This is a genomic window from Streptococcus australis (genome assembly GCF_003943615.1).
Taxonomy (GTDB): domain Bacteria; phylum Bacillota; class Bacilli; order Lactobacillales; family Streptococcaceae; genus Streptococcus; species Streptococcus australis_C.
Map to the genome: position 1 here is coordinate 213,159 of NZ_RJPZ01000002.1, position 20,433 is coordinate 233,591.

The following is a 20,433-nucleotide window of genomic DNA, read 5'->3' on the forward strand; positions in this document are numbered from 1 at the left end:
GAAAAGCAATAGGAACGAGGCTTGAGCCCCTCAAATCCTATTGATCACTTACTTGATGGGACCTCCCATACTAAATCGTACCAGACTTCCCCAGCATAAGTAGAGGCCGAGCGACCTTCATTTACAAAGCCGTTCCTTTCATAATACTCAATCAAGTAATCATGACAGGTCAAGCTAACCCCTTCGCGTCCTTCCTCTAAAGCAAGATTCTTCATGGTCTCAAGCAGGGCTTTCCCAACCCCTAAGCCTTGCGCGGACTGAGCTATCGAAAGACTCGTAATGGTAATAAAACCTCCTGGTAGATGCGACTCATCCCTTACATCCACTGTAAAAGAGCGGTCATCCACATATCTCTTTTGAGTAACTGGTCCTTCTAGATAGCCTAGGAGCTGGCCACCCTTTTCAGCCACTAAAAAGCTATTATGAAACGATTCGATATGTTTGGCAAGCACTGTCTCATCTATTGCTTCTTCTGGACTAAAATTTTCCAGTTCTATGGCAACGATGGCTTCTAAATCCTTCATAGTTGCACGACGAATGTTCATTTTTCTTCCTTTCTATAGGGATAGGTGCCACATTAGGTGATAGCCCTCCACTCCTTCTTCCTTATCCCCTATCTCTAGTTGGAAATCATTCATTTCAAAATACGGAATCAGTTCTTCCTGGCAGAGCACATGAATTCCTAACAAGGATTCTTGAGCTACAAGAGACTTGAGTGAGGCCAGTAACAAGGTACCAAAACCTTGTTTTCTAAAGTCTGGAAGAATTTCCAACCACAATAATTTTAAAGAGGGATTTTCGAGCTGATCCTCTGTTTGAATCAGGCAACTCCCAATCACTTGCTCTTCAAATTCCAAGACCAGGGTCCTGAATCCGTTCAGTTCTTGTCGTTTAGCACTTTGAAAAGAAAAATTTTGGGACGTGATCTGTTCGATCTCATCCCAATCAATTTCTTTAGCAAACCGAATCCTAAGGTTTGGTTGCATGGTATCTCCTTATTGAACGTTATTGGTCAAGTTCCCAAGTAAACGTTCAAATGAATATTCATAGGTCTGGATATCTCCTGCTCCCATGAAGACATAGACAGCATTGTCATGATCCAAGAGTGGAGAAACGTTTTCAGCTGTAATCACACCTGATTTCTTGATGATTTTCGCTTCTAGATCTTCCACTTTTACATCCCCATGATCCACTTCACGGGCTGATCCATAAATCTGTGCCAAGTAAACTGCATCGGCCTGGTTCAAGGCATCCGCAAATTCATCCAAGAGAGCAATCGTCCGAGTAAAGGTATGAGGTTGGAAGACCGCCACGATTTCCTTACTTGGATACTTTTGACGTGCCGCATCCAAAGTAGCAATGATTTCAGTTGGATGGTGGGCAAAGTCATCAATGATGACGGTATCGTTGACAATCTTTTCTGTAAAGCGACGTTTGACCCCGCCAAATGTTTTTAAGTGTTCCCGAACTAAATCAAGATCGAATCCAGCGATATAAAGCAAACCAACGACCGCTGTAGCATTCATGATATTGTGACGTCCGAAGGATGGGATTTGGAATTGTCCCAAATCTTCTCCACGGAAGTGAACAGTAAAGGTTGATCCAGTAGTAGAACGCAAGAGATCACTGGCTACAAAATCATTGCCCTCTTCTTCAAAGCCATAGTAATAGATTGGGGCATTAGCTGTAATCCGACGAAGCTCAGGATCTTCCCCATAGATGAACAAGGCTTTGGAGATTTGTTTGGCATAATCATTGAAGGCATTAAAGACATCTTCTAGGCCAGTAAAGTAGTCAGGATGGTCAAAGTCAATATTGGTGATAATCGAATACTCTGGGTGGTAAGGCATAAAGTGACGTTCGTACTCGTCTGATTCAAAGACAAAGTACTTAGCACCTTTGGAACCACGGCCAGTTCCATCACCAATCAAATAGCTGGTATCTGTGATATTAGACAAGACATGGGACAAAATCCCTGTAGTAGAAGTTTTCCCGTGAGCTCCTGCTACTCCCATGCTGACAAAATCACGCATAAATTCACCCAAGAATTCATGGTAGCGTTGATAGGTATAGCCTTGCGCATCTGCATAAGCAATCTCTACGTTATTCTCAGGTTTAAAGGCATTCCCAGCAATGAGGATTTGATCACCCGTAAGATTTTCCTCGCTGAATGGTAAAATGGTAATCCCTGCTTGCTCCAGACCTCTTTGTGTAAAGTAATATTTCTCTACATCAGATCCTTGTACAGTGTGTCCCATCTGATGAAGCATCAGTGCCAAGGCACTCATTCCAGCTCCTTTTATTCCGATAAAATGAAATACTTTTGACATAGTTTCTCCTCCTGCTAGTCCAGATTGGTCACATTGAGTTCTTGTTTAATGGTTTTTGTTGAAATGTTCTGTTGATTCTTGTTATAGATTTGGCTCTTTTTCAAAAAATCATAATTATTCTTTTTTGGTTTCTCTTCTTGATGAGATTCTTGAACTGGAAGTTCCTCAGCCCCCTCTAAAAGAATCAATTGCTCTTGTTTCAATCGCTCGCCATATTTGATTAATTCACCTGGATTTTCTTTTTGAAAAGGAGCTGTTGGCTTCACTTTTGGTATGAAAGAAGGGGTGAATTTTTTCCGATTGGGTTTAGAGGCAATATCTGCTGTTAAATAAGGAGCCGTTCGCTTCTTTTTCAAATCAGCTCGCGCTGCTTCACGCGCCTCTTCTGCATAGCGATTCGCCGGGCTCTTTTTATCAACAGGCTCTTTGAAATCCGGAGCCATTGGCTGCCTTCTTGATTTGGGCACTTCAAATGGTTTTTGAAGGGATTTTTTTAGGTTTTTTTGATAGGGTTGCTCTGCTACTTTTCCGGTCGCAATCGGCTCCCATTCTAAATAATTTTTGTCTGTATACTCCCCAAGAATATTACTAATGAAGTCCCCATCATCATATAAATTCATATGGGGCATTTGAGTTAGCATCAGTTCATCATCTGCTACTTGAGGGAAAAGCTTATCCGTCATCCTTTATCTTCCTTTCGACACTTCATTAATTATAAACTATTCATTTTATTTTTCAAGTTATTCCACCGAAATACCCAAAATTTCCCGAATTTCTTCAATAGAAAGACTGGAGCGCGTTTCGGTACCATCTAATATGGTAGAAACTAAATGACGTTTGCTGGTCTGGAGTTCTTGTATTTTTTCTTCAATGGTCCCTCGAGTAATCATCCGATAGACCTCAACATTCTTATCTTGTCCCATTCGATGGGCGCGGCCAATGGCTTGATCTTCTACTGCAGGGTTCCACCATAGGTCAACTAGAATAACCGTGTCCGCACCTGTCAAATTCAAACCAACTCCACCTGCTTTCAAGGAAATGAGAAAGGCATCCCCTTGACCAGAGTTAAAGGCATTGGTCATGTCTTGGCGTTCATTAGCTGGCGTAGATCCTGTAATTTTAAAAGAAGTCATCTTCAGAGCATCCAACTCTTTTTCAATGATATCTAACATCCCTCTAAATTGTGAGAAAATCAAAACCCGTTGGTTGCCATCTTTGATCTGTTCTAGCAGTTCTCGAAGGCTATCTAGCTTCCCACTTTCTCCAGCATAGTCCTCTAAAAAGAGGGATGGCGTATCACAAATCTGACGAAGACGCATCAAGCCTGATAAGATTTCCATCTTACTGCGATTAAGTTCCTCTTCAGAAGAGCTTAGAATACGATCTTGCATTTGCTTCAACTGAGCTAAATAGATTGTTTTTTGGTCGTCAGCCAATTCATTCTTATAGGTCATCTCTATCAAATCCGGAAGTTCCTGCAAGACTTCACTTTTTTTCCGTCTCATGATAAAAGGCTTAACGTATTGAGAGATGGTCTCTGGACTCAATTGTTTAAATTCTTTTTTACCGGGAAATAAACCTGGAAGAACAATTTGGAAAATCGACCAGAGTTCCTCCACATGGTTTTCAATTGGTGTTCCCGACAAAGCAAAGGTATGAGGAACATCGAATTTCCGTAAGTATTGAGCAATCTTGGTTTGGGAATTTTTCATGACCTGCGCTTCATCCAAGATTAAGTATTGGTACTGATTTTTTTCGTATTGCTCTACGTCCTGACGGAAGGAAGCGTAACTGGTAATAGCTACCTGAGGATTGCTTGCAATAATCTCGTCGCGATTTGCTTTAAGTCCATATATGACCTCCACTTTCATTTGTGGGGCAAACTTTTCGAACTCCTCTTTCCAATTATAGATTAAACTAGATGGAGCTAAAATCAAAATCTTAGAATCTGCTGTCGCAACACTCGAGAGAAAGGCAATGGTCTGGAGTGTCTTTCCAAGTCCCATATCATCTGCCAAGATCCCCCCAAAGCCGTAGTGATTGAGCATGGATAGCCAGCGGACTCCTACTTCCTGATAATCTCGTAGTTTAGCTGTAACTTGTAGCTTACCTAATGGAAATTGCTCTGGATGAATCAAATCATGAGCCAAATGACGAAATTCTTCAGAAAATTGGACATTGTCAGCTGTCTCAAATAACTGGGAGAGCTGGAAAGCTGCAATACGATTGGTTTGCAACTGACCTGTTTTTGTCTTCTTTGCGCGAAGATTCAATAAGGTCTGACTGATCCGCTTGGTTTCTTCATCAAAGATAAGGACCTTTCCTGTTTGACTAATGTAATAGTCATTCTTCTCGATTAAGGCACTCATGACTTGGTCAACTTCAGAAGGATCAATGGAGTCAAATTCAAAACCAATTTCAAGCAGTCGTCCACTGGTTTGAATGTCAATCTTGGGCTTCTCCACCTGATACAAATCCAACAATTTCTCCGAAACTTCTACCTCTCCTAGTTGTTCAAATAATGGAAGAGTTTGCTGAAAGAAAGGATAGATTTGTTTAGGAAGAAGAGGAGACCGTTTGGTTTGAAAGTGTTTGGTAAAACCAGCTGCCAAAATGGTTTCAAAAACCATACGTTCCTTATCAAAGTTACTGGAATAAGGTAGATCCTTGAGATCTTGTTCAGAACGAACGATACGGTCCTCGTAGACAAAAGCCACTTCTAACAACACTTCTCCCTGTTCAGATAAATCGAAAGTAAAGTGAGGTTGAAAATCATGAATATAGAAGTTACTTGGTGCTTTCACCTCACCAATTTTCCTGAATTGCTCTAAGCTATAGGTCAATTTGGTCTGATCCGACAAATCAAACTGAACATGTCTCTTCTGATCACTGGATAGGGGTAAACTCTGAACCGCCTCAATCAAAATATTTTGAAGTGGCGAGATTTGGTAAAAATGGCCATTTGCCAAAAGAAAGCGACCTTCCACCATTTTATAGGAAGACACTTGGACCTGTAGTTCGATAAACTCCTTCATTTCCACGACTTGGAAAGAAAACAAGCCCGAATCTTCCTGGAGTTCTTGAAAGAAAACTTCCTGATAGGCATCCATCCCGACTTCAAGGATAAAAGACGGTAGATCCATTAATAATTGTACAGCTTCTTCAAAGAAGCTCATTGGAAAGTAAAGGTGACGGCCTCCATTTGGAAAGAAGAGAACATCATGTACCGGATCCCCCGATAATAAGCCTTCTAAAAATCGTATCAAGGCACGACTTTCAGGGTCAAAGGCTGCGTAGGAAATCGGCTCATAATAACTTTTCCCAATCGGAAAATGGGACTGTTTTCTGATAGCTTGCAAAAATGCCACAACATCCCGCACTACATACGTTCTCTCATCCGGTCTGCGATAGATACGAAGGGTCCACAAAAACTGACCAGAATAGTCGTCTACATGACCGGTCGCTGAGAGCCCAAAACGGACCTCTTTGCTTTCAATCTTTGGCAGGACCTGATCTAAAAACAAACTTCCAAAAGATACTTTTTCCTTTGTTTCTTGACTTTCTGTTGCATCTTGCTCCAAACCAAGCAAGAGTTCCTTCCCTTCTTCATCATTTTTTAAAAAGGCTTCTCCTGCGGCTAAGTGCACACAGAATTTTTTCTTCTGGAAAAACTCACAACTACAAAAGATTGCTTGATCATCAAGACTATACCGGAGGGAATCATTGTCAATTCTGAAATAGAGGTACTGATTCTTCATTTCCTGTAGGGATACTTTCCCGTTTTCATAGAGAAGGATTCCTTCTGAACGGATTTTCCCAGGAATTAATTTTGCCATATTTACCACCTTATATTTATCTCTTTATTATAACATATCCCCTCTAAAATAGAAAAAGAAGACAAAGAATTGTAAAGAATACAGTCATAAACAGCCTGAGAATTTTTGAAATAGGACTAGCAAAAAAAGAGGGTTCCCCCTCTTTTTATGTGTCTATAACTTTCATTTTTAGTTGTGTTAATGTCCTTATTCCCCGATAAATGTCAAAGAGGAAGAAAGAATACAAGAGCAAGCCTAAGATAGAGAGGATTAGGAAGCCAATACTGAACGCTATCTTCTGTATACTGACTAAGCCAAGACCTATCATCCCAAGCCCAAGGATTGAAATAATAAGAAGAAGTCGTAAATAGAGCCAGAAAAATATATAGCTCTTCCAAAAAGAAGAATGATTTAGATGAGGGCGATCTTTCCAACTATGATAATAGAAAAATGGTAAAAACATCACCCCAATGATGATCATCTTCATTCTCCTCACCTCCACTTCTATTGTATCACTTCGCCAGTAAAAAAAGAAGCACCCCATAAAGGATGGCTTCTTCTCCTAGAATTAGTCATTCTTTCGGAGTAAACATCTATTACTTCCGTTTCCGAGCGATCAAATGAATCGGGGTCCCTTCAAAGACAAAGGCTTTCCGAATTTGATTTTCCAAGAAACGTAGGTAAGAAAAGTGCATGAGCTCTTCTTCATTGACAAAGACCACAAAAGTTGGTGGCTTGGTAGCAACCTGAGTCGCATAGAAGATTTTCAGACGTTTTCCTTTATCTGTCGGTGTCGGATTAATAGCAATAGCATCCATAATGACATCGTTTAAGACAGCGGAAGGAATGCGTGTATTTTGGCTCTCACTAATCTGCTTGATCATGTCTGGCAACTTGTGCAAGCGTTGTTTTGTCAAAGCAGAGACAAAGATAATGGGTGCATAAGAAAGATATTGGAATTGATCGCGAATATCATCTTCCCATTGCTTCATGGTGTGGTTATCCTTTTCAAGGGTATCCCACTTATTGACCACAATAATCATCCCTTTTCCAGCTTCATGGGCAAATCCAGCAATCCGCTTATCGTACTCTCGAATCCCTTCTTCCGCATTTAAGACCATCAAGACCACATCCGAACGATCGATAGCCCGCATGGCCCGCATCACAGAATATTTCTCTGTATTTTCATAGACCTTACCAGATTTCCTCATTCCGGCAGTATCAATCATAGTATATTCTTGGCCTTCAGCATCCGTGAAATGGGTGTCAATAGCATCTCGCGTAGTCCCAGCCACAGGACTAGCAATGACGCGGTCTTCTCCAAGGATGGCATTGATTAAGCTTGATTTTCCAACATTTGGACGACCAATCAAACTAAACTTAATGACGTCTTGGTTTTCTGCTTCACGATCCGTTGGAAGATTTTCAACGATGGCATCCAAGATATCCCCTGTACCAATCCCGTGTACAGATGACACTGGCAAGGGTTCTCCCAGGCCAAGAGCGTAGAAATCATAGATGTCATTTCGCATCTCTGGATTATCCACTTTATTGACCGCTAAAATGACTGGTTTGTGAGTCTTGTAGAGCATCCGAGCGACATATTCATCCGCATCGGTAATCCCTTCTTTTCCAGATACTACAAAGACAATGACGTCGGCTTCATCCATGGCAATCTCAGCTTGGTGCTTGATTTGCTCCATGAAAGGTGCGTCCACGTCATCAATCCCGCCAGTATCGATAATACTAAATTGGTGGTTGAGCCACTCCGCCGTTGCATAAATACGGTCCCGAGTAACTCCTTCGACATCCTCGACAATGGAGATCCGCTCACCGGCAATCCGGTTAAAGAGCGTGGATTTCCCGACATTAGGACGTCCTACAATGGCAACAGTAGGTAAAGCCATGGTATCCTCTTTTCTCTTATTTTTCTAGTTGGTGTTTCTTTAATAACTCTGCCGTAGCAGCTGGTTCCTCCTGTCCAAATTGGGCAGCCAAGCGTTGACTCCAAGTATCTGTTGCCCGTGCTCCAGCATAGGCAGTCTGTACTTGGTCAAAGGCTTCAATCACCTCAGGAGTCTGCACTTGATAGCTTTCCTCAAATACAACAGCTTCCAAAGGAAGGCGTGGTTTAACAGGATGATTCTGATTTGGCACCCCTAAAGCCATCCCAAAGACAGGATAGGTATAGTCTGGTAAATTAAATAATTTAGCCACTTCAGAAGCTTGATAACGCACCAAGCCGATAATGACCCCTCCATAGCCTAAACTCTCTGCAGCCAACAAAGTATTTTGACCTGCCAAGGCAGCATCTACAGAAGTAATCAACAAATTATCCGGTCCTTCTGGATGGAATTGATCCGTATGCATCCGAACCCCTTTTTCAGCTCGGTTGAGATCTCCTACAAACAATAGGAAGACAGAGGATTGACGGATGGCCTCCTGAGGGACAAATTGATACAGTGCCTCTTTCTTTTCTTGGCTTCTCACTAAGATGATGGAATAGGACTGAAAATTTTTCCAAGAGGAAGCCATTTGCCCAGCTGTTAGGATCGCTCGAAGATCTTCCTCCTTGATATCCTCCTCTTTAAAGCGACGGACAGAGGAATGAGATTTCATCAAATCAATAACGGTATTCATCGACGATTTTCTCCTTCTAGGCGCACTTCTTTAGCCAGGAACTTTATTCGCTCCATGACACGTTTAGCTTGCCAAGTCTCATCTCCATTCCGAGACGTAGCAAAATGACGTTCCAAGTCTTCAAAATTGAAATTGGAGGTAAAGAAGGTTGGCAGAATCTCCTGCATCCGGTGTTGCAAAATCACTTGCAAGACTTCATCCCGCACCCAAGGCGACATTTGCTCTGCCCCAATGTCATCAAGAATCAAGATTTCAGCCTTCTTGACTTGATCCAGCATCTCTTTAACTTGGCCTGTATTAATGGCATTTTTGACATCGATGACAAAGCTTGGAAAATGCAGAATCGTTGAAGAAGCCTGCCGTTTTTCAGATAAGTCGTGGGCAAGGGCTGCCATCATATAACTTTTCCCAACTCCAAAATCTCCATATAGAAAAATCCCTTTACGAGCTTGAGGATAAGATGCGACAAAATTCGCTAATTCTTCAAAGGCCCCAAAGCGCCCACGATCATCCAAGTCGACTTTGGCTAAGGAAGCTTCCTTCAAGGTGCTTGGTAAGTTGATCAGCTGCAAGCGTCTATTGATAGCGGCTTGTTTTTGTGCCTCGATTAATTCAGGTGTCTCCTCATAGGAAACATCCGCATAACCTTCATTCATTACTAAAACAGGCTTATACCCTCTTGCAATATAATCTTCATCCCCAAGGACAAAGCGATTGCGCTCACTGATGTATTGGTTAAATTTGGAAATGCTACGACGGATTTCTACATCCGATAAACCTTCCTTTTGAATAAAGGTTGCAATCTCAGGTTCGGCGAGAATTTGAGCTACCAATTCTTCATAATTGAACTGCTGTGATCGATTCATCTGGGACATGGTTTTCCCTACGCTCTCCATTTACTCCCCTCCTTGATTTAATTTCTCGAGCAAGGCTCGTTTTTGTTGTTCCAGATTAGCCTGTTCTTCTTGGCTAGTCTGATTGGTATAGTTAGGCTGACTCCACTTCGGAACATTGGTCTTTCCTGTCGTTGATCCACTCTTAGCTACTTTCTCTTTTGCTTTTTGTAAATGGGAGTCTTGGCGCTGGCGGATCTTCAGAACGGCCTCCTCAGCCATCTTTATCCCCTCATAAGCAAAGTCATTTCCAACTTTTAAGGCATACTTTTCATTGAGATTGGCGGAAGCAACCTTGTTAAAGGTAAACAACAAGATTACGTTTATGACTTCATCTAACAGGCCTAAACGGGCCAGGTCAGAAATTACTTGGCGTTCTGATTGGGTCACAACAGCCTTACGCGCTTTTTTAATTCCTGCTAAAAATTGACGACTGGTCTTATTTTTAGCTTCCCGGATAATAGCTCTTTCCTGCGGAGTGAACTCATCCTTACCTTTTTCTTGTGGCTCTTGGGTCAGTTTTTGTCTCATCCGTTTGGTCGAAATGACCAAATTAACCGCTGTCTCCTTGGCCAATAGATAGGTCTCGTACCAAGTCCAATTCTTCTCTTCGGTGATGGCATAAAGAACCAAGAGGTCCTCTTGTTCGTTCTCAAAACGAAGGCCATCCCGTACCATTAATTGTTTAAAGTGCTCTAGACTGAAGGAAGATACTTTCCTCTGAGGGGTCGAAACACCATCAATCCCAAAAACAGAGGCAAAGTTTACCTTCCGTTTCTCTCCCTCTGGTTTTTCAGGAAGAAAGTCACGAACTGCTGCTTCTCCTATTTTTTTCTCCAGCAACTTCTGATAAGCAATATTCGCAAAAAATTGATCTGCTTCTAGCGGAGCCAAAAATCGGAACTGAAGTCCTTCATCTGTCTCAAAAACCTCTAATAAATTCATGGCTATCAAGCGGTCTAGACTTTCGAGAAAATGTGCGAAACCTAGATCCAAATGATTTAAAAGAACAGCAATCAGCCGTTTTTCTTTCCCCTGATCATAGAGACTCAGCAGAAAAGTATATAATTGACTTGCTTGAACACCTAATATTGGTCCATACAGATGCGTGAAAGAGGCTCCTGTAGGCGCTAAATAATTATTCTTCAAGAAAGAAAATGAAGTATTGGGCTTCATCTATTTTTCCTTTTTCTTCTTTGTTCCTTTGGTAATCTGCTTTAAGAGACTTTCCAATTCACCAACATCCTTGAAACTACGATAGACACTCGCAAACCGAACATAGGTAATTTCGTCCAATTCTGCTAACTCGTCCATGACAAGCGATCCGATGTAGTCACTCTGGATCTCATTTTCACTCTGGCTACGAATCTTTTGTTCGATTCGCCCCACAATTTCCTCAATTTCGTCACTCGACACGGGACGTTTCTGAGCAGATCGAATAATCCCATTAAATATTTTATCTCTAGAAAACTGTTCCCGGGTGCCATCTTTTTTCACCACAACAAGAGTCCGCTCTTCTACTCGTTCATAAGTGGTAAAGCGATGATGACATTCATCACATTCTCTTCTTCTACGAATCGTTTTCCCATCTTCTGCCTGGCGACTATCTACAACACTAGACTTATTTCCGCCACATTTTGGACACCGCATGGACACCCTCCTTATCGTTTCTTAATACTTTATTCTATCATATTTAGGGCTAAAGTGAAAGCAAGGGAAATAAAGAAAATCCCTAGCCTCCTGGAGGGATAGGGATTTGAGTATTATGGTAAATACAAGTCAGCTGACAAACCATAATGGTCGCTGACGAGAGGCTGACTAGAACCATCAAACACAACTTCTAGCCGTTCGATAACCCATTCTTTTGAGGTGAAAATATAATCAATCCGCAAGGGTACTTGATTATCATCCCATCCATCAATTCCAGGACCTACAGTGTAAGTCCCCTTGGTCTGGCGAGCTTCAATAAAGCTATCTTGAAGAGCTAGCGGGCTCGCTAAAATGGCTTCATAACCTTCTTGCCCAGCTGGATTATTAAAGTCCCCAGCTAAAATCAAAGGCTTTTGCAATTGGCTAAAGCGTTCTTCTAAACGCGCCCACTCTTGCTGGAAGCCTTTGTCCCACCAAGAGAGGTGAACACTGGCAACAGCAATGTCTTTCCCATCAACTTGGGTTTCTGCAATGGCAATCCGTCGTGTATGATAATCTGTTGGATCATTCACATCTGAAACCAAGAGTTCGCTTGCCTGGATTGGGGTACGCGATAGAATCGCCACGCCTTCATGATAACGGTCATAGCCGATATGGTTATAAGCCCAGGTCCAGTGGTAGCTCAATCCTTCTTCTTCTAATTTTTCAACTAAACAACGAACATAGTGATCCTGATGGATCGGCTCCGCAGAAGGAGTTGGATGGTACAAGTCATTAACAGGAACAACTGGACTTTCGATGGTCTGATTTATTTCTTGGAAACAAATCACATCGTATTGCTTTGCAAGAATGTCTTTTAATAAGTCCTCAAATTTTTGTTGGGGATTTTCTTCCATCCAACTATGAGTGTTTAAAGTTAAAAATTTCATGATCCTACTCTCCTAATAGAGAATTCCCTGTATCCAATAGATACAAGGAATAACTCTCATAGATTATAATTCAACCTTAGCAACCACAGCATCTGCTGGAAGTTGACCAGTTTGTGTAAGAGTGACAGATTGAATAGCTGCACCATTTGTGAAGACTACAACTGTTGTAGTTGCACGTCCAGCTTCACGAATAGCATCCAAATCTGCTTCTACCAATAGGTCTCCCGCTGCCACTGTTTGGCCTTCTTCTACCTTCACTGTGAAAGGTTTACCTTCCAGACTTACAGTATCAAGACCGATGTGAACGAGGACTTCAAGACCAGATTCTGTTACCAAACCAAGCGCATGTTTGGTAGGGAAGACGCTTGTCACCTTACCAGCTACTGGTGAAACAATCTGACCATTTGCTGGTTCAACTGCAAATCCGTCACCCATCATTTTCTGTGAGAAGACTGGATCTTGAACTTTTTCTAATTCAATGACTTGTCCTTCAGCAACCGAGCGAACTTCTTCTGTCACCCCTTTAAAGGCAACTTCTGCTTGTTGAGCCGCTGTCTGTTGACTTGGAAGGGTTTCAGGAATCACTTCACCTGAGTCTAACAAATCTTGGATATCTGATTTCAAGACGTCCGCTTTTGGACCGTAAATCGCTTGGACACCTTGTCCTTTCATGACAAGTCCCATTGCTCCTTCAGCCTTCCATTGTTCTTCTGTTCCGACTTTTGTTTCGTCTTTAACAGTCACACGAAGACGAGTCATACATGCATCTACATCGACGATATTGGCACGACCACCAAGAAGGTTGATCACGTTAACTGCTTGAGAAGCAGCGGCCACTTTACCTGAACCTGAAGTTTCAGATGCATCTACATCTCCTTCAGCTTGTTCGTAGTTTCCATTACGTCCAGGAGTTGCGTAGTTAAATTTCTGGATCATGAAGTTTGCAATGAAGTACATGATCACAGCAAAGAGAATCGTTACCCAAATGAAGTTAAAGATGTCCATACCAAGGCCAGCTTTAATGGTCATTGGTGTACGAGTCAAGAACTCAATTGATCCAAATGAATGGACACGGAGATTGACGATATCTGCCATCGCGAAGGCTGCACCTTGTACCACTGCATAAACGAGGTAAAGAGGCATTGCTACGAACATAAACATGTACTCGATTGGTTCTGTAACCCCTGTGAGGAAGGTTGCAAGAGCAGTCGCAATCATCATCCCTTTGTATTTGTGTTTCTTATCAGGGTCTACATTACGGTAAATGGCAAGGGCAACCCCCATCAAGATACCGAATGAACCGATCATTTGTCCCACTTTGAAACGAGCAGGTGTGACAGTATCCAACAAGTGTTGGTAAGTAGCAGGGTCAGAAACTTTTGTATTTCCTAAGTCTGTAATCCAAGCCAACCAAAGTGGATCTTGACCAAATACTTGAGTGCCTTTTGCTGCACCAGTTAACACTTCATAAGTACCACCCAATTGTGTGTAGTTGATTGGGATAGTCAACATGTGGTGAAGACCGAATGGAAGCAAGAGACGTTCCAAAGTACCAAAGGCAAATGGGGCTAAGATTGGAGCAGTCTCTTTTGAGTTAGCAATCCAAATACCAAAGTTGTTAATTCCTGTTTGGACTACTGGCCATAAGAATGACAAGATAAGAGCCACAATTACAGAACGAAGGATAACGACAAATGGAACAAACCGTTTCCCGTTAAAGAATGATAGAGCATCTGGTAACTTGCGGTAGTTGTAGTATTTGTTAAAGGCTGTCGCCCCTACAAAACCGGCAATAATCCCAACGAAAACTCCCATATTCAAGGCAGGTGACTCTAAAACACTAGTAAAGTAATCAGCAACCTTGATAGATCCACCAAGAAGTGTCTTCACCTTCGCTTCTGGATCTTTCAGCATATCTCCTGTTACACCGAATATTACACCAGTGATGCGGTTAATCAGGATAAAGGATAGACCTGCCGCAAAGGCACCACCAGCACGTTCTTTTGCCCAGCTACCACCGATAGCCAAAGCAAAGAGAATGTGAAGATTAACGATAACTCCCCAACCGATCTGTTCAAGAACACCACCGGTAGTTACCAAGAAACCAAGTTCTGGATTAATCATTGCAATGGTTTTACCAAGACTGATCATCAGACCTGCCGCCGGCATAACTGCAATGACCACCATCAACGCTTTACCGAATTTTTGCCAAAATTCAAAGCTAAATAGACTTTTGAATGATTGTTTATTCATCATTCGACCTCCTTATAAAATTGAAATGCCCGTCATATAAGAAAACGTTTGCATATTTCACTTACTATTATACCACTTTTTTTTCTTTTGTAAAGCCCTTACATCCACTTTTTTAATTCACAAATATGATGCTCAAAGTCCTTGAAAATACTGTAATTCAAGCAAACGTTTGCTTCTTTCACAAGATTTTTTTTAAAAATTTTTTTAAAATTTTTTCTTCCTTTTGACAAACAAAAAAAATCCCTTTGAGATTTCTCATCAAAGGGATTGTTGTTATTCTTGCATTTGGTAGCCGACACCTCGGACAGTTTTGATATAGCTCTTTTGTCCTGGAAGATCTATTTTTCCACGAAGATAGCGAATATAGACATCAACGATATTGGTTTCTGCTGTACTCTCATATTTCCACACCCGCTCTAAAAGTTGCTCCCGACTAAGGACATGTTTGCTTCCCATCAAAGTCGCTAATAAATCATATTCACGACGTGTCAGGTCAATCACTTCTTCTCCCCGATACACCATATGATTCTCGACATCAATTCGCAAATTCCGATAGGAGGTGGGAACTTTCATCTGATTACAATGTTGGTCAATAAAATCACGGCCTCTAAAAATAGCGATGATTTTCTCAACCAAATCACTGATCACGAATGGTTTGATGACATAAGATACTGCAAATCGTTGGATACTCTCTATATGCTCTGAAATTTTCTCACGACTATCCAAGACAATCAAGACTGCTGCAGGACGAATCTTGCTCAGGCGCTGGGCAAACTCTTCCCCACTCATATCTTCTAGTTCGTAATTGAGAAGAATTAAATCATATTCTGTAGCCTGCAGGAGTTTCAAGGCCATTTCCCCTTGTTCTACCAAATCAACTACATAGCCAGCTTTCTGAAGTTCTAAATCAATAAAGCGCGCTAAATTCTTTTCATTTTCTACTAGTAATATCCGCTTTGTCATAACTTACAATTATTTTTCGTCGTACCAAGAATAGTGGAAAGTACCTTCTTTGTCTTTACGTTGGTATGTGTGGGCACCAAAGTAGTCACGTTGCGCTTGAATCAAGTTCGCTGGAAGATCCGCTGAACGGTAGCTATCAAAGTAAGTGATAGCTGCTGAGAAGGTTGGGACTGGCACACCAGCTTGAACAGCAAGAGCTACGATATCACGAACAGATTGTTGGTACTTAGCAGTGACATCCAAGAAGTACTCATCCAAAAGAAGGTTAGCCAAATCTGCATCACGGTTGTAGGCATCAGTGATCTTTTGCAAGAAACGAGAACGGATGATACAGCCATCGCGCCAGATAGAAGCGATGTCTGCAAATGGCAAGTTCCAGTTGTTTTCTTTAGAAGCCACACGCAATTGTGCAAAACCTTGTGCGTAAGAAATGATTTTTGAGAAGTAAAGGGCTTGACGGATCTTTTCAATCAACTCAGCCTTATCTCCTTCAAATTTGAAGGTAGCTGGTTTTGGAAGCACCTTGCTAGCGTGTACACGTTCTTCTTTGTAAGTAGAGATGTAACGTGCAAATACTGACTCCGTAATAAGTGACAAAGGCACACCAAGGTCAAGCGCTGATTGGCTAGTCCATTTACCAGTTCCCTTGTTTCCTGCAGCATCCAAAATATAGTCTACGATTGGTCCATCTTGACCTTCATCATCTTTGCGTCCAAGGATGTCCGCAGTGATTTCGATCAAGTAGCTGTCCAATTCACCCTTGTTCCACTCAGTAAAGATTTCAGCCATATCTTGAGCTGAAAGTCCAAGCAAGTGTTGCATCAAATCATAGCTTTCTGCGATCAATTGCATGTCCCCATACTCGATACCGTTGTGGACCATTTTCACGTAGTGACCAGCTCCATCAGGACCGATGTAAGTCACACACGGTTTGCCATCTTCTGGTGCTTTTGCAGAGATTTCTTCAAGGACATCTGCAACCAATTCATAAGCTTCTTTTTGTCCACCAGGCATGATAGAAGGACCTTCAAGGGCACCTTTTTCACCACCAGAGACACCCGTACCAATGAAGTTGATCCCTGAGTTAGCCAATTCTTCATTACGTCGGATAGTATCTTTGTAGAAAGTGTTTCCTCCGTCGATCAAGATATCGCCTTTATCCAAATGTGGAAGAAGGGCTTGGATGGTTGCATCTGTACCAGGTCCTGCTTGAACCATAAGCATGATACGACGTGGTTTTTCGATAGAGTTTACGAAGCTTTCGATATCATAGCTTGGCACGAAGTTCTTTTCAGGATGGCAAGCAACAACATCTTCTGTTTTTTCTTTACTACGGTTATAGATAGCAACTGTGTATCCACGGGATTCAATATTAAGGGCAAGGTTACGACCCATTACGGCCATACCAACAACACCAAAGTTTGCTTTTGTCATGTGACACTCCTCTTTATAGTTTGCCTATATTCTATCATTTTTTGACATCAAATGAAAGCAGAAAATCACTCTCTTGCCCATTCATGTAGAAAGACACCTCCTATCTAGTTTGAAGCAAAGAACAAAAAGTGCCTGAGTTTGAGTTCTCAGACACTTTCCGATCGATTCTACTCTTCTGCTTTAGAAGTTCAGTCATTGGCTTCAAGAATTTTCGCTACTTGTTGAGCTGCACCGTTTCTAGCTTCGACTTACTGCTAGCAAAGAACATCCATTCCTGCTCCTGAACCCTGCCTTGGCCTTCCTTCACCAAGCCTCTTATCAAACATTACTCTTCTCCGTCAAATAAACCTTGGAGACCGGCAAAGGGACTGTTTTCTTCTTTCTTAATCGCTTGAGCTTCTTGATACTCTTCCTCTGTCATGATTTTCCAATCATTGCCCTCGATAAAGCCTTGTCCATCCTCTTCTTCCGGAGTGAGTACCTTGAGAGGAATATTAAGCAGGATATTATCTGCCACGCTCTCACTCAGGTCAATCTTGCCCCCTTCAATCGGAAGGATTAAATCTTCCTCAAGAGCTTCGATATCGGCCTCTGACTGCACATCCTCCGCAAATACTTCTGTTACAGGGTAGCTCTCTTTGATCTCAACAGGCTCCATGCTTCGGCTAGATGCAAGGACGATGGTATAGGTCAATTGGTAATCCAAAACATAGAGACCTGTATCATAGGCTACTCGGCCTGTCGCTGTCACATCCTTTAAATCAAGAATTTCCGGATTGCGCTTTTGCAGATCCTTTAGCAAATCCAACTCTTGATCAAAAACCAGTCCTTCAGGATTTTTACGGATTTCTTGTGTATATAAGTTCATTCTTTTGCCCTCACATCTTCTAGATACTACTAGTATATCATGAAGCTGTCCCTTCAACCAAGAAGTCTCCTAAAAAATTTGTTATAATCATGAAAAAGATACAGTGTACTAGACCTATTGGTGTTGTACACCAAGGTCCCACAATCTCTTGGATAAAAGAGGTTCATTTGCTAAGGCATTGGTCCTTGTATAGATAGAGGAGAAGGCATGAAAGAAATTGGAGCAGTTTTTCGACAAATACGGGAAAGTCGCCACATCTCTTTAGAGGAGGCTACAGGTGGCGACTTTTCGCGCTCTATGCTATCTCGATTTGAAAGAGGAGAAAATGACCTGACGACCCAACGTTTTTTCCTGGCCTTACAACAGGTTAAAACCAGTCTCAGCGAGTTTTCCCATCTTGCAGGGATCGATCAGCACTCCTTTATCCCCAAATTGTTGAAAGAGCACTATGAAAACATGAGCTTGGAACATGATCAAGCCTTGTACCAAAGCTACCAGCTCGCCTACCAGAAAGATCAGAAAAAAGAAGACTTCTTAGCCAGCATTATTCTCAAGGCCCAAATGCTTGGCAACTATCCTGAGGTAGAGTTGAATGCTAACCAAGAGGAACTAGATTTCCTCTATGACTACCTCTTCTCTGTCATGGTCTGGGGAAATTTTGAATTAAGCCTATTTTCACTAACCTCTCCACTTTTTTCCAGTCAGCTCTATCGACAGTACACAGAGGAATTGGTCCAACGGGAGGACTTCAAGCTTCTCCTAGACTCTTCTCTTCCTGCCCTCAACTCTATTTTTCTCAATGGCTTTTTTCTGGCCATTAGTTCAAATGAATTTGAAGATGCGACCTATTTTGATCAGCTGATCAAGGACCACTTTTACTCCGAAAACGAAGCCTACCTTCGGACGGTTTATCTCTATGCCAAAGGGGAATTCCTTTATCGAAAGGGAGAAAAAGAAACTGGTCTTGAAAAGATGGAACAGGCCATCCAGGTCCTCTCTATTCTGGATTGTAAGGTCAGTGCCAACTACTACAAACAGGGCATGCAAGAACTCATCAAGGAATCCTAAAAACTCACAGATCTATTCCGTGAGTTTTTTGTTGAAAATATGCAACATGTTGTTTTCTCTTGTTTTGGAGGTCTATAATAGGATCACCAAGAAAAGAAAGAGGTCCAGTATGATAACCAAACTAAAGAATCGTCTCCTTCATTATTTCCTTAAACAGACTAGTTTTTATGTTAAAGAGGAAAAATTAGAACTGACAGAAGAAGAGAAACTGTCTCTTCTGAAGCAGGTGGTGCAACATTTAAGAAAAGTTATTGTTTGTGCTAAACAGAAGGAGGAAAGCTTATGAAACTCTTATTTCGCAATCACATCTTTGCCTTACTCAGTCTTTCACGTTTTTTGAATACCATTGGTGCTGCAATATACAACCTTGTCTTTGTGGTCTTTGCGGCTAGCATGCCCCATCCAAGTCTGGCAGTTGGGATCGCCAATCTCATTGTTTTTATCCCAAGTCTTTTCACCATTTTCATTGGAATGAAGGCCGATCACACCGCTAAAAAAGCTGACTGGCTGATCCGAATGGGCTTTCTGCAAGCTATTCTTTTCGTCATCATTGCACTGATGACCAAGATTCCGGGTTACCTTGCCTTTTCGATCGTTTGCTTCTTGAATATTGTATCAGATTGTTTAAGTGATTATCGCGGGGGTTTGCAACTTCCCATTATGCAGAAGAACATCCCTAGCGAGGATCTGATGGAGGCTTACTCCTTCAATCAACTGCTGAGTATGGTTTGTTCCATTTCAGGTCAAGCGTTGGGAGTCTGGCTTTTAGCTATTAGTCACCAAAACTTTGCACTGGTTGCTTCGATCAATGCCTTGACCTTTCTCCTGTCTTCCACTTGTCTTTTCATCCGACGAAGTCAACTGACCCACGAACCTATTCAAGCGGATTCTAGTAAGAACGTTTCTTTCCTTCAAGAATGTCGAGACATGTATCGCAATGTCACCACTATCTTTGCAGATGAAGAGGTTCACAACTTTGGAAAACTTCTCCTATCCTTAGTTTTTATCAATGCTTTGGGCGGATCTATTTCTGGGATCTACAATTTGCAACTGCTTCACTCCCCCTTCTTTCATTTGAGCTTCAGCCAATCTCTCTTGATTTTAGAAGCTGTAACGATCTTAAGTATGGTCTGGGCTAGCCTGACACCCCATGACTATTTTTCCAAGCAATCGCTCCATCATATCCTCCTGTGGATCGCAGGTGGCCTAAGCATGCTTGGTATCACAAATATTTTGGTGCGCTGGGATATCCTTTCCCTTTTACTCATCACTTTCCTCGGTTATCTTGTTGCAAAAATAAATCCAAAAGTTTCCAGTCTTTTAATGAGCAAACTGCCAGCTGAAAAATTAGCTTCTACCTCTAGCTTTTTGGGACTGATGGTAAGCTTTGCCATGCCACTTGGAACAGCCCTTTTCTCTAGCTTAGCTATCTGGAACCTCTCTCTTGCTTGGGGAATATTTGCCTTCCTTGGTTTCGGTACTGTCCTCTTGTCTAGCAAATAAAGAGGCTGGGACAAAAGTCCTAGCCTCTCAATTGTCTTTGAATTGTCGAGCAAGACGCAGTGGTTGAGTAGGCTCTACTACCCTGAT

19 protein-coding genes are annotated in these 20,433 nt (G+C 41.9%); 3 read left to right on the top strand and 16 right to left on the bottom strand.

Annotated features, from left to right (window positions below; all coding sequences use genetic code 11):
* Positions 1–44 precede the first annotated feature (44 nt).
* The 16 genes from D8785_RS02930 to D8785_RS03005 all read right to left on the bottom strand — a co-directional run bounded on the left by D8785_RS02930 (position 45) and on the right by D8785_RS03005 (position 17,775).
* On the bottom strand, positions 45–545 hold the full coding sequence (locus D8785_RS02930) for a GNAT family N-acetyltransferase (protein WP_125374431.1): 501 nt from the start codon (positions 543–545) through the stop codon (positions 45–47).
* 12 nt (positions 546–557) lie between these two features.
* On the bottom strand, positions 558–986 hold the full coding sequence (locus tag D8785_RS02935) for a GNAT family N-acetyltransferase (protein WP_125374432.1): 429 nt from the start codon (positions 984–986) through the stop codon (positions 558–560).
* 9 nt (positions 987–995) lie between these two features.
* Positions 996–2,330 (bottom strand): UDP-N-acetylmuramate--L-alanine ligase, encoded by a 1,335-nt coding sequence (gene murC, locus D8785_RS02940; protein WP_125374433.1) that lies wholly within the window; start codon positions 2,328–2,330, stop codon positions 996–998.
* Between the two features lie 14 nt (positions 2,331–2,344).
* A complete protein-coding gene (locus tag D8785_RS02945) occupies positions 2,345–3,013 on the bottom strand; it encodes a cystathionine gamma-synthase (protein ID WP_125374434.1) in 669 nt (222 codons plus the stop codon).
* A 57-nt stretch (positions 3,014–3,070) separates the two neighbouring features.
* Entirely contained in the window at positions 3,071–6,166 is a 3,096-nt protein-coding gene (locus D8785_RS02950) for a DEAD/DEAH box helicase (protein WP_125374435.1), read from the bottom strand.
* A gap of 145 nt (positions 6,167–6,311) precedes the next feature.
* Entirely contained in the window at positions 6,312–6,626 is a 315-nt protein-coding gene (locus D8785_RS02955; RefSeq protein ID WP_125374436.1) for a hypothetical protein, read from the bottom strand.
* A gap of 115 nt (positions 6,627–6,741) precedes the next feature.
* Positions 6,742–8,052, bottom strand: coding sequence for a ribosome biogenesis GTPase Der (gene der / locus D8785_RS02960; RefSeq protein WP_023024130.1), 1,311 nt, complete (start codon positions 8,050–8,052; stop codon positions 6,742–6,744).
* Between the two features lie 16 nt (positions 8,053–8,068).
* Positions 8,069–8,785: an NADPH-dependent oxidoreductase gene (locus D8785_RS02965; protein ID WP_023024131.1), complete on the bottom strand. Its 717-nt coding sequence runs from the start codon at positions 8,783–8,785 to the stop codon at positions 8,069–8,071.
* A complete protein-coding gene (gene dnaI / locus D8785_RS02970) occupies positions 8,782–9,681 on the bottom strand; it encodes a primosomal protein DnaI (protein WP_117744585.1) in 900 nt (299 codons plus the stop codon). The genes D8785_RS02965 and dnaI overlap by 4 nt, the downstream gene beginning before the upstream one ends.
* The gene (locus D8785_RS02975; protein WP_125374437.1) at positions 9,682–10,854 is read right to left on the bottom strand and encodes a replication initiation and membrane attachment family protein; all 1,173 of its coding nucleotides are present in this window, start codon (positions 10,852–10,854) and stop codon (positions 9,682–9,684) included.
* Positions 10,855–11,328: a transcriptional regulator NrdR gene (gene nrdR, locus D8785_RS02980; protein ID WP_006595763.1), complete on the bottom strand. Its 474-nt coding sequence runs from the start codon at positions 11,326–11,328 to the stop codon at positions 10,855–10,857.
* A gap of 113 nt (positions 11,329–11,441) precedes the next feature.
* Complete coding sequence (locus D8785_RS02985) at positions 11,442–12,257, bottom strand: endonuclease/exonuclease/phosphatase family protein (protein WP_023024137.1); 816 nt, start codon at positions 12,255–12,257, stop codon at positions 11,442–11,444.
* Between the two features lie 63 nt (positions 12,258–12,320).
* On the bottom strand, positions 12,321–14,510 hold the full coding sequence (locus D8785_RS02990; RefSeq protein ID WP_125374438.1) for a PTS transporter subunit IIBC: 2,190 nt from the start codon (positions 14,508–14,510) through the stop codon (positions 12,321–12,323).
* A 273-nt stretch (positions 14,511–14,783) separates the two neighbouring features.
* Positions 14,784–15,473 (bottom strand): response regulator transcription factor, encoded by a 690-nt coding sequence (locus tag D8785_RS02995; RefSeq protein ID WP_125374439.1) that lies wholly within the window; start codon positions 15,471–15,473, stop codon positions 14,784–14,786.
* A gap of 9 nt (positions 15,474–15,482) precedes the next feature.
* Positions 15,483–16,907 carry an NADP-dependent phosphogluconate dehydrogenase gene (gndA, locus tag D8785_RS03000; RefSeq protein ID WP_125374440.1) on the bottom strand — a complete coding sequence of 475 codons (1,425 nt, stop codon included), beginning with the start codon at positions 16,905–16,907 and terminating at the stop codon, positions 15,483–15,485.
* Positions 16,908–17,232: 325 nt separating this feature from the next.
* Positions 17,233–17,775 carry a YceD family protein gene (locus D8785_RS03005; RefSeq protein WP_125374441.1) on the bottom strand — a complete coding sequence of 181 codons (543 nt, stop codon included), beginning with the start codon at positions 17,773–17,775 and terminating at the stop codon, positions 17,233–17,235.
* 207 nt (positions 17,776–17,982) lie between these two features.
* Here D8785_RS03005 and D8785_RS03010 point away from each other — a divergent pair, with 207 nt between their 5' ends.
* The 3 genes from D8785_RS03010 to D8785_RS03015 all read left to right on the top strand — a co-directional run bounded on the left by D8785_RS03010 (position 17,983) and on the right by D8785_RS03015 (position 20,346).
* Positions 17,983–18,843: a helix-turn-helix domain-containing protein gene (locus D8785_RS03010; protein ID WP_125374442.1), complete on the top strand. Its 861-nt coding sequence runs from the start codon at positions 17,983–17,985 to the stop codon at positions 18,841–18,843.
* A 109-nt stretch (positions 18,844–18,952) separates the two neighbouring features.
* Positions 18,953–19,129 carry a hypothetical protein gene (locus D8785_RS09730; RefSeq protein WP_185759615.1) on the top strand — a complete coding sequence of 59 codons (177 nt, stop codon included), beginning with the start codon at positions 18,953–18,955 and terminating at the stop codon, positions 19,127–19,129.
* The gene (locus tag D8785_RS03015) at positions 19,126–20,346 is read left to right on the top strand and encodes an MFS transporter (protein WP_125374443.1); all 1,221 of its coding nucleotides are present in this window, start codon (positions 19,126–19,128) and stop codon (positions 20,344–20,346) included. Before D8785_RS09730 ends, D8785_RS03015 begins: the two co-directional genes overlap by 4 nt.
* Positions 20,347–20,433: the final 87 nt, after the last annotated feature.

Bases quoted from the DNA above. Each gene is read 5' to 3' on its own strand.
- D8785_RS02965 (WP_023024131.1), bottom strand. From the start codon at position 8,785: ATGAATACCGTTATTGATTTGATGAAATCTCATTCCTCTGTCCGTCGC.
- D8785_RS03005 (WP_125374441.1), bottom strand. From the start codon at position 17,775: ATGAACTTATATACACAAGAAATCCGTAAAAATCCTGAAGGACTGGTT.
- nrdR (WP_006595763.1), bottom strand. From the start codon at position 11,328: ATGCGGTGTCCAAAATGTGGCGGAAATAAGTCTAGTGTTGTAGATAGT.
- D8785_RS02950 (WP_125374435.1), bottom strand. From the start codon at position 6,166: ATGGCAAAATTAATTCCTGGGAAAATCCGTTCAGAAGGAATCCTTCTC.
- D8785_RS09730 (WP_185759615.1), top strand. From the start codon at position 18,953: ATGATAACCAAACTAAAGAATCGTCTCCTTCATTATTTCCTTAAACAG.
- D8785_RS02975 (WP_125374437.1), bottom strand. From the start codon at position 10,854: ATGAAGCCCAATACTTCATTTTCTTTCTTGAAGAATAATTATTTAGCG.
- D8785_RS02945 (WP_125374434.1), bottom strand. From the start codon at position 3,013: ATGACGGATAAGCTTTTCCCTCAAGTAGCAGATGATGAACTGATGCTA.
- der (WP_023024130.1), bottom strand. From the start codon at position 8,052: ATGGCTTTACCTACTGTTGCCATTGTAGGACGTCCTAATGTCGGGAAA.
- gndA (WP_125374440.1), bottom strand. From the start codon at position 16,907: ATGACAAAAGCAAACTTTGGTGTTGTTGGTATGGCCGTAATGGGTCGT.
- D8785_RS03015 (WP_125374443.1), top strand. From the start codon at position 19,126: ATGAAACTCTTATTTCGCAATCACATCTTTGCCTTACTCAGTCTTTCA.
- D8785_RS02985 (WP_023024137.1), bottom strand. From the start codon at position 12,257: ATGAAATTTTTAACTTTAAACACTCATAGTTGGATGGAAGAAAATCCC.
- D8785_RS02930 (WP_125374431.1), bottom strand. From the start codon at position 545: ATGAACATTCGTCGTGCAACTATGAAGGATTTAGAAGCCATCGTTGCC.
- D8785_RS02955 (WP_125374436.1), bottom strand. From the start codon at position 6,626: ATGATCATCATTGGGGTGATGTTTTTACCATTTTTCTATTATCATAGT.
- D8785_RS03010 (WP_125374442.1), top strand. From the start codon at position 17,983: ATGAAAGAAATTGGAGCAGTTTTTCGACAAATACGGGAAAGTCGCCAC.
- D8785_RS02935 (WP_125374432.1), bottom strand. From the start codon at position 986: ATGCAACCAAACCTTAGGATTCGGTTTGCTAAAGAAATTGATTGGGAT.
- murC (WP_125374433.1), bottom strand. From the start codon at position 2,330: ATGTCAAAAGTATTTCATTTTATCGGAATAAAAGGAGCTGGAATGAGT.
- D8785_RS02995 (WP_125374439.1), bottom strand. From the start codon at position 15,473: ATGACAAAGCGGATATTACTAGTAGAAAATGAAAAGAATTTAGCGCGC.
- D8785_RS02990 (WP_125374438.1), bottom strand. From the start codon at position 14,510: ATGAATAAACAATCATTCAAAAGTCTATTTAGCTTTGAATTTTGGCAA.
- dnaI (WP_117744585.1), bottom strand. From the start codon at position 9,681: ATGGAGAGCGTAGGGAAAACCATGTCCCAGATGAATCGATCACAGCAG.